Origin of the sequence: Phocaeicola salanitronis DSM 18170, from assembly GCF_000190575.1 — a bacterium.
Taxonomy (GTDB): Bacteria; Bacteroidota; Bacteroidia; order Bacteroidales; family Bacteroidaceae; genus Phocaeicola; species Phocaeicola salanitronis.
This window is the reverse complement of the sequence record NC_015164.1, coordinates 3754199-3766872: the sequence shown is the minus strand read 5'-3', so window position 1 is coordinate 3766872 and position 12674 is coordinate 3754199. Positions and strand designations below refer to the sequence as shown.

The window sequence follows — 12674 nt, the reverse complement described above, 5'->3', positions numbered from 1 at the left end:
GTTCCGCACCAACCCATTATGAACAATTAAAGCGCAAATATGAGTATAAAAGAACTAAATTGCATTTATGCTTTCGGTTATGGGCTATTCATATATTCGCCCGGAACATTCAATGAATGGATGAAAGAGAAGAAATGCCGGGCAAAGAAAATGCTATCGTATCTCGATAAGCATAAGGATATGTTTTTGGAAATGATTGCCAAAGGGATAGCATTGCCTATCTATCAAATACCAACGTATCAATATTCAATCTATATCACAACAAAAAAAGATGTGAATATTCCAGAGGATTGGGAACAAGTTTATCTTTATAAAGATTGGTTTCTTACAATCGGAACAGATGATAAACTTTGCTTTTCTTCCTTTGAGTTTTTTGAAGAACACCGTGATTTGATAGCTAAAAGTCAATGTGTGTTTATGGGAGAAGTATTTGATATAAATGATAATCCACATTCGTTTTACCATTCTGATGAAATACAAATGCCCAAAGGTAATTATCGCTTTGACATTTACGGGTTAAAACGAAAGCACCCCTTCTCGGAAACAGACAGAGAAAACTGCAATAAAAATTATGCCTATCTATTTGCTTTCCGAAAAGTCGATAACGACAGCAACGAGAATTTAGAGCGGTGTGATAATGATACTCACATTTTTAGCATAGAAGAATATTTGGAAGAAGTTCATAACAAGAAAAGATAACCCCTGAGTGGTATTCCTTTTCTAAACCATTAGTCACAATAAAATAAAAAAAATATGGGAACTATAAGATGTGGATTTTGGAAATTAAGATTTCTTCTTTCTCCTGAAAGTATGAAAGAATGGTTAGAACTTTGTAAAGAACATAATATCTGCTTTGAAATACCTAATTACGAACGAACAAAGCATACCATAGAACAAGTATATGACGCATATTGTCGGTTTTATGAATCGCTTATGGCAACTGAAATATCAGACCATGATTCTATTGTTGCTCCAGCATACACAATGTCATTCTTAACAGGGAATAAAATAAAGCCAGTTTCAAGTTTCAGACTTGTGTCCTTTGATTATGACATCTATAACCGCGAATTTAATAGAAAAATAAAAACTATAGATCTTTGTTTGCAAATATCATATCCTAAAAGCATTGCCGTAACCAGTGAAGATAATAAGTACTTTACATATGAGGATATACAACTACATGAGCCGTCTGGATATCCATTATTTGTGCAATTAACAGACTTTATTAAAAAGCACACAAAACCATTGCGTTTTGTCACGAATGGTGTAGAGCAAAAGCCTTCTATCCGTATTTCTGTTCAGGCAAAATCTGATTTAGCTTGCAGCTGGATAGCAAAAAAATATGGGTGGAATATAAAAATATAGTGACTAACGAGCCAAGATAGCTGCTGAACGCAGCTCCTTGTCAAACCATTATAAACCCCTAAAAAACAAACGCCAATGAGCATTTTTTTGAAAGCGGTACAACGCATCAACCCGTCAGAACCGGACGAACCGAAGAAATGGTATCCCGTTCAGTACACCACCAAAATGGTGGACGAGAGCGAAGTGGCTATGCTGATAGCCGACGACTGACCTGTTTCCGTGAGTCGGGCAACTTGAAATCGTGAGTTGGCGGGGCTGATACTTGAAAGAAAACTAAATAAATTTATACGCTATGGATAACAATATAAGAGTAGATGATTATTCTATTGGTAAACACTATAGATTTGAAGATGGGTACATAATGATTCCCAAACATGAATACTATGAAACCACTTTCCAAAGTCACAAACACGTATTTTATTGGAATGATATAAACTTAAAAAAGAGGAATGTGATTTCTCTTGTTGTTTTTGATAAATTAAAAATCGAAAGAATATTTCCATCCATAGTTTATGAACTGAAAGGACTTGAATATCTACAACTTCCGCCGCATTTAGTAAGACAATTCGACTGGACAAGGTTAAACCATTTAGAAGTATTTGAAACGGATAATGCAAATTTGAAGATAAAAGAAAATGTTTATTTGCCTAATCTGGTACATTTATGTAACTACAAAGGGACAATAGAATTTACCAATAAAAACTTACCCTGTTTGAAAAGCATTATATGCAAGTACACGGATTCTGTTATGCGTTCATTGTTAAGCTATCAGGAAATGGACAATATAATGTTTTGTAATGTCAATGAGAATATCTGCGGGCAACTATCCTTAATGAAATCTATTCGAAAGCTGGATATATTGAGCGGTAAGACAGAATCTATCAACGGCATTTCTCAAATCAATGGAATAGAGAATTTACATCTTAACTCATTACCCTACTTGTTTAATGTAGATGAATTGACAGATTTGCCTAAACTTGAAGAACTGTGGATAAATACTTGCAAAAATATTAGAAGTTGGAATTTTCTGCTAAGGCTAAAATCCTTAAAAAGACTGACTATTTTTAATTGTAGCGGTGATAGCTCTTATCGTCAGGTTTCAAAAGAATTAAGGACAAGAGGTATCAGCGGTATATATTGATATTTCAGAATATGTGCGCCAGCGACAAAGAGAAAGCGGCATTTCCTTTTTCGCCAGTTTCAAGGCTGGTGGCTATGGTGGTTGGCGGAGGAAATGGCGGGATGCCGACAGCCTTTCTTCCCCTTCCGCCAACTCTTTCGCGACTTTTCCAAACCGTTTGGTTTGTTTATCCGATTCTTTTCGTACCTTTGGGGGCATGGAGGTCAGGATATATGCCCCGCATGGCGTGGGTTAGCGGAATGTCCGATGCCTGACAGGTGTTGTTGTCAATAAACAAATAACGTACATATATGAATAATACAACAAAAGTAAGAATTGTATATGAATGCAGCATAGTAGGCATTGTTTTGCTGACATTCTTAAAAAGTATGTTCCCATACATGGGGGCATGGTGGCAAGTAGCTATTATCGCTTCACTTGTAGGACTATGGTTCTCGTTGTCTTATCTGAAACGTCATAATTATAGATGGGGTTTCAGCTACATAGAAAATCACTTATACATTGACCTGTTATTGAAAGTACAGAAATGGTTTCAGAACGCTACAATCATAGCCCTATTGATACCTGTCTTCTTAACAGACCTCATGTATAATCATTTTTGTTTTGTAGCATATATATTGCTTGTAGGCATGTTCTTAGGTGTGAAGCTGGCTACTTACACTGTAGAGTACGCCATATATAAAAGCAAATTCATTGGAAACAAAGGAAGATAACCCCTGAACGGGTGTTTTCCACCAAATCATTAATCAGTAAAATGAATATAAAACATTTGAAGAAACTCAGTCTATATTTTGTTATCGTTCTTGCCATCGTTTTGGTATGCGGCTTTACAGGACTTGTCATCAAGGAAGCAGATAAGGGCACATTTTATGACTTGACCACTCCGGAGGCATTATCCCTTTGCCTGCAACTGGAGCTGGTGGCATGTACAGCCCTCATCCCATACAGTCTGAGCGTCGCGGCTTTCCTGAGCTTCTGGGCAATGAGCGACGAGAAATGGACGGGCTTTTTCCGCAATACGGCCATCGGACTGGTTCTTGTCTTGCCCTTATCGGCCATGACCTATTACTACGACTGGTTTGTACGCCCCGAAACCAAGGCCGCATACGCCGTGAAAGCAGTCGAGATAAAGCAGACCTATCCCCAAGAGCTGGCAGACACGTTCCGCATCGACCCGGAAAAAATACTGTACGATATGCCCATGGTGATGCCCAAAGCGAAACTTATCGCCCGGATAGACTCCCTCAAGGCATCTTTTGAGGCCGATGTGGACACGTGCGGACTGTTGCTCTCCATGCTGCCGGACACCTTGGCATCGGCAGCCTACGACAGCTACCAGTTGGAAACGATGGGAGTAGCCTATCAATATGCCGCCCATCCCGCCGTCGGCGAGGACAGCCTGATGTTCATCGCACATACGGAACTATACCGCCACGCCATCACCGCATGGGAAACATCCTCCGCACTGCAACGCCATCAGGAAGAATATTCCGGCAGAACCGTCAATACCCTCAGCATATACATCGTGTATATCCTGTTCGCCCTTCTGGGCTATCTGCTGCGCTACAAACCGATGAAGAAGATACTGATGGTAGTCGCGGTAGGGATAGCCGCCCTCTGGGTTTATCATGAGATAGGCGCCATCGTCCAGAAACATGCGAAGGAGGCAAGCAGGGTGTCCCGACAGTTCGTGGACGATACTTATAAGGAGATAGAAGGGATAAGAGAAAAGGAAAGAAATATGGATGAGCATTAGCTGAATTGTTTTCATGGTAATTAGCTAATACTCATTACTAATTGCTTTACGATGAAAGCCCGATTAAAATACCCGATATTCCAGTTTTCCCCAAAAGGCAACATGGTATATACCTTTTGGAAAGAAAGCAATATAACGACCATTCGGCAGCTGGAAAAGGAGAAAGGTTGGAAAGGCGACATCATAGTGGATGCCACCGGGACAAAATTCGTTATCCGTCGGTCATACATGACCCGTTGGAAAGGCATCCGAGGATTTACCTTCGGACATACAGGCATGATAAATTATGAACGGGAGTATGAGGACAACCCCGAACCGTTCCCGCTGCAAAAGCTGCAAGAACTGATCGCGGAACGATACCCCAAGACACGGTGGTTCAAGGAAGAATGTTGGGAAAGTGCCGACGAGTTTCGGCAAGCGATTTTCGCCTGCAAGACCTTTGAAGAAGTGGCGGACATACTGATGCCACGACCGCAGACAGCAGGCGAACGCATCAAGAAATGGTTTCATCCTACCCGGAAAGAACTCAAATTCAGGATAGGATTTATCGTGTTTCTCATGCTATACCTGTTGGCGTGTTACTGGATATTTGGCTTGGAATCGTAAAAACAAGGTGGAAAAAGGATGCAGCATTATTTATTAAGCATGAGGAAGTTATTGGAGAAATATTACAATATAAATTATTACTGCACTTATAAGCTGCTGTTCATCCTTTGTTGGAGGATGCTAAACCCTTTGTATTGGCTAAGCCTCTTGAAATGGGACAACCGCTACATAAAATGGTTAGTTTCGATTGGTAAGAAAACAGAAGAAGCCGGAATGGATAAAGGCATCTATCTTCCTTACAGCAGTAGGGCACTTATCACCCCATTCATCATCATCTGTTGGATATTCAGTCTTGTCTGCCTTGCCTGCACCAAAATACTAAGGGTACAATTAGTGCGTATTATTTTGGAAAACGACATCATTTTTTATCCATTGCTCATAGTCTTCGGAATATGCGGATATTATATCAATGAAATATTCTTATTCAAGAACGACAAATACGAGAAGTATTTCGCCAAGTTTGACAAAGAGAAAAAGTATCTGCTCTACTACGGAATCTATGTCGTTTCTCTGATAGTCCAGTTTGCGACTTTCTATCTGTTGTTTATAGAAATAGTGGTATAATGCTTGCCGCGAACGCAAGTTTTCCCTACCTTCGTGGGCTAAAAACATAAACCCCTTACGCTTATGATAACAAACCGGGAAGAAGTGCTGGAGAACGCCTTGCGGGTGTTCGCCAAGATGAACTACGAGAAGGCGAGTCTGGTGACTATCGCCAAAGCCTGCGGGCTGTCCAAGTGGGGGCTGATTTACTACTACTCCTTCAAGCAAGACCTGTTCGTGGCGGTGGTGGACAAGTACATCTTCGCCACGCAAGACCCTGCCAACAAGTTCAGCTTCCGGGGCGGCACGCTGCTGGAGTTCATCGACCACCACGTGGAGAGCGTGGAAAAGACCATGCGCCGCATCGTGGGCTTATTGGACGACGGGAACAACCCGCAGGGATGCAGCTACAACTTCTACTACTTCCACCTGCTGATGCAAGTGCGGCAGTATTACCCCGATGCCGGGGCGAAGTTCGCCGCCCTGTTCGAGAAAGACCGGAAGTTGTGGCGCGACATCATCGAGCGGGCGAAGTCGGCGGGCGAAATCCGCGCGGAGGTGGACACGGAGGAAACCGTCGCCATGTTCCGCGAGGTGTTCTACGGCTTGTCTTTCGAGCAGGCTTTCCTCTCCGGGCTGGACACGGGGGAACTCTCCCGTAAGCTCCGCTTCATCTATTCGCTGATTAAAGCCTGACCCGTTCAGGCTTTTTTTATGCCCTCCGGCATCCTTTCTCTCCCTCCCGAAAAATCTTTTGCGACTTTTCCAAACCATTCGGTTTGTTTCTTGGATTCTTTTCGTACCTTTGGGGGCATGGAGGTCAGGATATACGCCCCGCATGGTGTGGGTTGGTGGAATGTCCGATGCCTTTTGTTATCAATAAATTAGTAATATATGAAAGCGATAAATAAGCATTTTAAGGCTCTTGGTGGATTATGTAATATAAATCATGAAATGTCACTAAGTTTACCTGACCTCGAAAATGAAATCAGGTTAATCGAAAATTATCTTGGAAAAGATATTCCCGAACTTTTAAGAGATATTCTAAGAAAATATCATGGATATAGTTTTAATAAGGATATAGGGTATAATGTAACAGTTCAAATTCCGATTTTAGGTGATTCTACATTTTTGGATTTTGGTCAGTTTCTTTCTTTATACCCAAAAGCACCTTTATATCTATTCGATATATTAGAAAATAATGAGGACATTTTTGGACACGATTTTTTGCCATTTGCAGAAGCAACTCCGGGTGATTACATCGCATTAAATATCAATGAACAATCTGTGTATTTCATTTCACATGATTTTTCTGAGAATGAACAATCGCATATTAAGATTGCAGATTCATTAAAGGATTATTTTTTACATTTATGTGAACGTACAGAAGAAAATGAGGTATTAGAAAAAACACCCAAAATTATATCTGTAAGCTATTCCAATGACTTGTTGTTAATGATGCAGGAATGGAAAAATAAAAATACATCTAACAAGGAAAGATAACCCCTGAGTGATATTCCTTACTAAACCATTATAAACCCCTTAAAAACAAACGACAATGAGCATTTTTTTGAAAGCGGTACAACGCATCAACCCGTCAGAACCGGACGAACCGAAGAAATGGTATCCCGTTCAGTACACCACCAAGATGGTGGACGAGAGCGAAGTGGCTATGCTGATAGCCGACGAGACGACTGACCCGTTTCCGTGAGTCGGGCAACTTGAAATCGTGAGTTGGGCAACTCAAAGTTCTGAGTTGGGCAACTCAGCTCGGTGAGTCGGGCAACTCACGGAAACGAGTTGGGCAACTCGGAAAAGTGAGTTGGCGGGGGATTGGTGGAATATCCGATGCTTGGCAGATGATACATTATAAGCAATTTACATGATAGATAATAAAGAACATATTCGCTTCTTTTATTCTTCTTTCTCTGTACTGGCTTCATTCAAAGAAGGAATAGTTAAAGATAAAGAAAATACAGCGTTAGAAACAAAGCGGAAACTATTGGAAATAGATTTCTGCTTAGGTAAGTCATTAGTGGCGTTACAAAAAGATACATATAATTATGTGTCTGCTTTATGCAAAAGCTACAATCGTAGGCAAAAATTGAATGGACTGGATATGATGAATATCCTAACAGCGTTTTTCTTTCTGTTTGGCACTAAACAGACATTAGCCAATAATAATGTGTCCATTGTCCGCTGGCTGCAAAAAGCATCCGATTGGAATGTAGACAATCAATCAGAATGTAATCTTACTCTGTTTGCTGTAACATACTTCCGTCTTATACTTGATATTTTTAGTAAAACCACTTCCCCTGCTATCATAAGCTCTAATATAAGGTTTGCGGCGGATAGGGAGTTTTATGCGTTAAAAGATAAGAAATATTCCATTTTATATGAGGTAATTGAGCAGGATTTAACAAACGCCAATCGGATGCAAAGTATATATCAACGAAGTCGTGAACCTTTTACAAAACCTGTCGGTTATCAGGATTTTTCAATATTATGGTACGTTTTAGGGAAAATCTCCTTGTGGCAACAAATAGGCATAGAAATGAGAAGCGAATGTTTGGACGATATTTTTATTCGGATATTCAATAAAAAAGAATGTTCTTTGATTATTGAAACGCTTGTAACAAGGTCAAGGCAATAGCTTAACGCCGTTTCCCGCCAAACCATTATTAAATATGGAACACCGGATTACATCCCGCTTGCTATCCTCTCCCGTAAGTTTAGTCCGTCCTTTTGTATATACATCCAAACTGGCTTAAACTTGTTTCCATCGGCAGCGAAGTATGTGCCCGGCGAAAAAGAGAAAGCGGCATTTCCTTCTTCGCCAGTTTCAAGGCTGGTGGCTATGGTGGTTGGCGGAGGAAATGGTAGGATGCCGACAGCCTTTCTTCCCCTTCCGCCAACTCTTTTGCGACTTTTCCAAACCATTCGGTTTGTTTATCCGATTCTTTTCGTACCTTTGGGGGCATGAAGGTCAGGATATACGCCCCGCATGGCGGGGGTTAGCGGAATGTCCGATACTTGATAGGTGCATTTATAAATACATAAATTGCAATATGAAAATAATAATGCTATACATTTTATTCTTGCTTTCACCTTATACTTTCGCACAAAGCTATAAGGTAACTATTCAAACAGAGCTTGATGCAATAAACGAAATGCCTTTGTGGATTGCATACCTTGTTCCTTTGGATAGTCTGGGAGAAGTGATAAGTGATGAATATATGGATTTTAATCAAGTTCATTCGTATAAAATTTTAGATGATGGTCAAATAAAGAATGCCAATATATTGTTCACTATGTATTTCGATAGAGATAATAAAATAAGAAAAATATTTAAGCGATGGGCTGACGGAGGTGACTTGCATAGTATTGCATATTATAATTCCGATGGGCGATTAATATATGGAGTATATAATAAAGGCGATGAAACTCACGGAAAATTGTATGCTGACGCTTCTGGTTTTCATATCGAGCATTTTCCTAAAGAGAATGAATGTAAGGATTGTTTTGAAGCATACTTATTCCCATCTACTAAATGCATAGAAACACAATATGATATAATGTTACAGAGTCCCCAAAATGCTAAAAGGACAAACTTTATGCCACAAGTTGGAGATAATGCCATACTATGCAGCACCCACGTTTATTCTTTACCTAATGGAGAAAAAACTACCAAAGGTGAAGATGGCGTAGCAGTCCGATTTGGAATGTCTGTTGTCATAAGTGCATTAACAAATGGTTGGTGCAGAGTAAATTCTATTTTCAATGCTCCTTTTGGTTATATACCTATTCAAGACATTGAAGTCATTAAGTAACTAACTAACAATAGTTGAATGCTATTCTTCACCAACCCACTTAGCCATCAAAATCATGCTAAAGTTATTGGAGAAATATTACAATATAAATTATTACTGCACTTATAAGCTGCTGTTTTTCATTTTCGAGAGGTTGCTAAATCCTTTCTATTGGCTAAGTCTCTCGAAATGGAACAACCGCTATATAAAACGGGGCATTTCGATGGCACAGAAACAAGAAGCAGCCGAAATGTATAAAGGCATCAATAGTTCTATCATAATTTGGGCGACTAACACCCCATGTATCATCAGCTTTTGGATGCTCTGTCTTGTCTGCCTTGCCTGCATCAAGATTTTTAGGGTGGAATTATTGAGCGTTTTGAATATGATTGTTGGGAACATCTTCCTCTGTATTTTGTGTTTCGCAATCATCGTGCTGTTCTTGTATTATGCCAATCGTATATTCTTATTCAAGAATGACAAGTACAGAAAGTATTTCGCCGAGTTCGAAAAGGAGAAAAAGTATCTGCTCTATTACAGCATCTATGTCGTTTCTCTGATTATACAGTTCGCGACTTTCTACCTGCTGCTAAGTAGCGCATGAAGCGATGGCGAGATAACGCTTGTATCAGACTGAATCATAACCCATAACGCAGGATAAGGGCGAACTGTTTCCTGCTGAATCATTGGCAACAAAAATGGAGAATATGACTGTCCGATTGAAACGACATAAAGGATTGGTAAAGACAATAGCCGTTATAGCTGCCCTTGTGCTGTCGGGGTGGCTATATCGTGAGCTTCATCCGACCATTATCTTCCATACTCCACAAGAGAGCAAGTATTTGGGAAAAATAGTTTGTACGGCAGATGGGGATTTGGAGAAACTGTATATCGAAAATCATACTGTCCGCTACAGGTTGCCCTACCTTTGGAGTTGGAAAGAGGAGGACGAGGTGGCTGTTTTCATAGATAACTACGGCGATGTCATCCGCAAAGAGGATTTGGACTTTTGGAAGTTGGATATTTATTTAGATGAAGATAATTGCTACCAGAGCCACAGCAAGACGGAATACTGTTGGGGCTTACGGCATGTCTTACAATCAAAGACTGATAAATAAGTTGATATGTATGCTAAACCCAAGTTGCCCATGAAAAAGCGAACAATACTTATCCTGACCATCCTCGCAGCAGGGTTGCTGATGTGGAAATGGCTGGCTTGTGGGTACAATCCCGACAAACCGACGGAGTTTTATCCGATTTTTTCAAGACAGACCAAACGGGTGAAATATGAAGCTTTTGTGGTAAGCAATGCTCCTTGCGATACCGGCGAGTTGCGCAAGGTAGTAGAAAAGTACAACTTTGAAACATGGTCGCTTGACACCTTGAAGAAGTACAAGGCATTGGAACGTATATTCTACAAGGAAACGAAATATATGACTAAGGATTTTAGAGAAGGTGATGAATATAACCCAATATTTGATAATTGGGATAATGTTAAAGATTTTAGAAACCATGCAAAAGACATTTTAATCCAATCAAGATACTATCTTGATGGTATAAATGGGAAAAAATATTATAGAATTTGGATTAATGGGGATTATGACGACAGAATGGACGATATGTATATGAACCGCATCGAAGAATCCTTTTATGATTTGGGTTCTTTTTATAGAGAGAAGAGAAAAATATATGATACACACTAATAGCTATAAGTTATTATCTAAATTCTAAGACTTTAATCACTATATGGGAAAGCAAATAGTTGTACTCAGCATGATCTTGATTGTATGTCTGTATGGATGTGCATCCGGCAATAAGGTTAATATAAACCAAATATCATCTGAATATCCGATAGTTTTGAAAAAAGGAAGGGACTCTGATAAGGTTTCAGCGGTCAAAATCCCTCTTGCTTTTGAAATATCAAAAGAGTCATTAAAGAAGGTCCAATTAGCCAATGAAGGTTATTGGTACAATAATAAATATTTTAGGAGGAACTCTTGGGGAGCTGGGATAACGACCTTTCACGTTGAAAATAATACATTAAAAGCAAACATCTATTTGCAGGATATAAAATTCCGCAAGAAAGTTTTTGTTGCCTATACCTCTCATCGTCCCCAATATGCCGAAGGTGATGAATTATCCGACTTTTTTGAGCCATATTTGAAGAAAATGAGGAGAGAGAATAAAGATTCTCTGCACATTGAGTCTGTTGATATTCTTAAAGCAAAGTCTCCCGGTATAATAGAAAATCTTCTATGTGGAGACAGCATCTTATTTAGGGTATATTGTGGTCAGGAACTCGTAACTTATACATATCCAATACAAGTAAAATAAAATTGATGCGTTTGTTGTAGATTCTAACAATAGTTTCCAGTTATTTTATAGGATAATTCATTAAAAATCTCGCAGAACGGTCTGCCTTTCCGTTATTTTCCCGTATCTTTAGGCGGTGAGATTAGGATTGCCAACTTGAAATACCAATTCAATGAGAAAAGCCAATGCTATAAAGTTCACGATATACTTCTTGCTTTTCGCTGTCATTCTATACTTTGAATATTATGCAATAGAAATGCAAGAGGGGGAATGGATTGTCCATGACGACCGCAGACCTTTGACAAGCATGATGGCACTGATTGGCATTTGCCCCATTTATATATCGTATGATATAGCGATACGCAATATGTTGTGTCGGTTGTCCGCTCTTCTGCTGCAAGCTGTTTTTAACCTTTGGAGCTTATTATGGTTTAGCACACTGCCGACGCTTGGCACCTACGAGGCGGAATATGAACGCACAGGGGTACTGCCGGAGAATATGATACCGTCTGATGAAAACAACTTCTACTTTTGTTGGATTGTTGGTGCAATCATCATGACTTATCTTGCGGTGGTAATGATTATTTCTTATGCTATGAAACTGTATGCCGGTAGCAAACGACTTAATCACCCCAATAGCGATTAGTTGCCGGATATTATAAATTGGAACGAATGATTCATTGGCAAAAGATAGCAAGGACGATATGGGCGTTAGACGATAATATATCGTTTTTTTGCCATAATGTAAAGCAAGCATGAAAGCAATCAGACTGATAAAATTCTTCTTCGATGCAATGTATTATCAATTCTTCATATTCAACCGGGATAAATTTCGATTGGAAAACCCGCATGAAAGAACTGTGATGCTATTTTGCGGACTATTATTTTTACCTGCAATAGTGTTTATTTATCCATTGGTCAAAGAGAACTTCGATTATGATTTGCCGTTTATTTTTTTCATTTTAATCTATTACATCATGTACCGTTTTATGAGCAGGTATTACATCAAAAAGAAAAAGGGGATTGAAATAATGCGGAAAAAGCCGTCATCAATGGCACTTTTTTCGAGTAGGCTTGCCAGACTTGAAGAAAGAAACCTTATCTTTGTAATCGGAAACTCTGTCACTTGGTGACATAAATT

Annotated in this window: 20 protein-coding genes; 19 read left to right on the top strand and 1 reads right to left on the bottom strand. The window is 39.5% G+C overall.

Annotated features, from left to right (window positions below; translation table 11 throughout):
- The first annotated feature begins 39 nt into the window (after positions 1 to 39).
- The 12 genes from BACSA_RS16250 (at position 40) to BACSA_RS16195 (ending at position 8064) form a co-directional block, all read left to right on the top strand.
- Positions 40 to 699 carry a hypothetical protein gene (locus BACSA_RS16250; protein WP_013619111.1) on the top strand — a complete coding sequence of 220 codons (660 nt, stop codon included), beginning with the start codon at positions 40 to 42 and terminating at the stop codon, positions 697 to 699.
- A gap of 54 nt (positions 700 to 753) precedes the next feature.
- Positions 754 to 1365, top strand: a complete 612-nt coding sequence (locus BACSA_RS18980; RefSeq protein ID WP_013619110.1) for a hypothetical protein — start codon at positions 754 to 756, stop codon at positions 1363 to 1365.
- A 75-nt stretch (positions 1366 to 1440) separates the two neighbouring features.
- Positions 1441 to 1575 (top strand): hypothetical protein, encoded by a 135-nt coding sequence (locus BACSA_RS19540; RefSeq protein WP_013619109.1) that lies wholly within the window; start codon positions 1441 to 1443, stop codon positions 1573 to 1575.
- Between the two features lie 82 nt (positions 1576 to 1657).
- Positions 1658 to 2506: a hypothetical protein gene (locus BACSA_RS16235; protein WP_013619108.1), complete on the top strand. Its 849-nt coding sequence runs from the start codon at positions 1658 to 1660 to the stop codon at positions 2504 to 2506.
- Positions 2507 to 2796: 290 nt separating this feature from the next.
- Positions 2797 to 3219 carry a hypothetical protein gene (locus tag BACSA_RS16225; protein WP_013619107.1) on the top strand — a complete coding sequence of 141 codons (423 nt, stop codon included), beginning with the start codon at positions 2797 to 2799 and terminating at the stop codon, positions 3217 to 3219.
- 41 nt (positions 3220 to 3260) lie between these two features.
- On the top strand, positions 3261 to 4262 hold the full coding sequence (locus BACSA_RS16220) for a hypothetical protein (protein WP_245546556.1): 1002 nt from the start codon (positions 3261 to 3263) through the stop codon (positions 4260 to 4262).
- Between the two features lie 51 nt (positions 4263 to 4313).
- Positions 4314 to 4868, top strand: a complete 555-nt coding sequence (locus tag BACSA_RS16215) for a hypothetical protein (RefSeq protein WP_013619105.1) — start codon at positions 4314 to 4316, stop codon at positions 4866 to 4868.
- 39 nt (positions 4869 to 4907) lie between these two features.
- The gene (locus BACSA_RS16210) at positions 4908 to 5432 is read left to right on the top strand and encodes a hypothetical protein (RefSeq protein WP_041584470.1); all 525 of its coding nucleotides are present in this window, start codon (positions 4908 to 4910) and stop codon (positions 5430 to 5432) included.
- A gap of 63 nt (positions 5433 to 5495) precedes the next feature.
- The gene (locus BACSA_RS16205) at positions 5496 to 6107 is read left to right on the top strand and encodes a TetR/AcrR family transcriptional regulator (RefSeq protein ID WP_013619103.1); all 612 of its coding nucleotides are present in this window, start codon (positions 5496 to 5498) and stop codon (positions 6105 to 6107) included.
- A gap of 198 nt (positions 6108 to 6305) precedes the next feature.
- On the top strand, positions 6306 to 6914 hold the full coding sequence (locus BACSA_RS16200; RefSeq protein WP_013619102.1) for an SMI1/KNR4 family protein: 609 nt from the start codon (positions 6306 to 6308) through the stop codon (positions 6912 to 6914).
- 55 nt (positions 6915 to 6969) lie between these two features.
- Positions 6970 to 7122 carry a hypothetical protein gene (locus tag BACSA_RS19535; protein ID WP_013619101.1) on the top strand — a complete coding sequence of 51 codons (153 nt, stop codon included), beginning with the start codon at positions 6970 to 6972 and terminating at the stop codon, positions 7120 to 7122.
- Positions 7123 to 7293: 171 nt separating this feature from the next.
- Positions 7294 to 8064, top strand: a complete 771-nt coding sequence (locus BACSA_RS16195) for a hypothetical protein (protein WP_013619100.1) — start codon at positions 7294 to 7296, stop codon at positions 8062 to 8064.
- Positions 8065 to 8111: 47 nt separating this feature from the next.
- Here the strand turns inward: BACSA_RS16195 and BACSA_RS16190 are convergent, their stop codons facing one another.
- Entirely contained in the window at positions 8112 to 8351 is a 240-nt protein-coding gene (locus tag BACSA_RS16190) for a hypothetical protein (protein WP_041584089.1), read from the bottom strand.
- Positions 8352 to 8479: 128 nt separating this feature from the next.
- Between BACSA_RS16190 and BACSA_RS16185 the strand changes: the two genes are divergently transcribed.
- The 7 genes from BACSA_RS16185 to BACSA_RS16155 all read left to right on the top strand — a co-directional run bounded on the left by BACSA_RS16185 (position 8480) and on the right by BACSA_RS16155 (position 12666).
- Positions 8480 to 9241 (top strand): hypothetical protein, encoded by a 762-nt coding sequence (locus tag BACSA_RS16185; RefSeq protein ID WP_013619099.1) that lies wholly within the window; start codon positions 8480 to 8482, stop codon positions 9239 to 9241.
- Positions 9242 to 9296: 55 nt separating this feature from the next.
- Complete coding sequence (locus BACSA_RS16180) at positions 9297 to 9824, top strand: hypothetical protein (RefSeq protein WP_013619098.1); 528 nt, start codon at positions 9297 to 9299, stop codon at positions 9822 to 9824.
- A 103-nt stretch (positions 9825 to 9927) separates the two neighbouring features.
- Complete coding sequence (locus BACSA_RS16175; RefSeq protein WP_013616510.1) at positions 9928 to 10338, top strand: hypothetical protein; 411 nt, start codon at positions 9928 to 9930, stop codon at positions 10336 to 10338.
- Positions 10339 to 10368: 30 nt separating this feature from the next.
- Positions 10369 to 10923, top strand: coding sequence for a hypothetical protein (locus tag BACSA_RS18975; protein WP_013619097.1), 555 nt, complete (start codon positions 10369 to 10371; stop codon positions 10921 to 10923).
- A gap of 43 nt (positions 10924 to 10966) precedes the next feature.
- Complete coding sequence (locus BACSA_RS16165; protein WP_013619096.1) at positions 10967 to 11554, top strand: hypothetical protein; 588 nt, start codon at positions 10967 to 10969, stop codon at positions 11552 to 11554.
- 151 nt (positions 11555 to 11705) lie between these two features.
- On the top strand, positions 11706 to 12179 hold the full coding sequence (locus BACSA_RS16160) for a hypothetical protein (protein WP_013619095.1): 474 nt from the start codon (positions 11706 to 11708) through the stop codon (positions 12177 to 12179).
- Positions 12180 to 12288: 109 nt separating this feature from the next.
- Entirely contained in the window at positions 12289 to 12666 is a 378-nt protein-coding gene (locus BACSA_RS16155) for a hypothetical protein (protein WP_013619094.1), read from the top strand.
- Positions 12667 to 12674 lie beyond the last annotated feature (8 nt).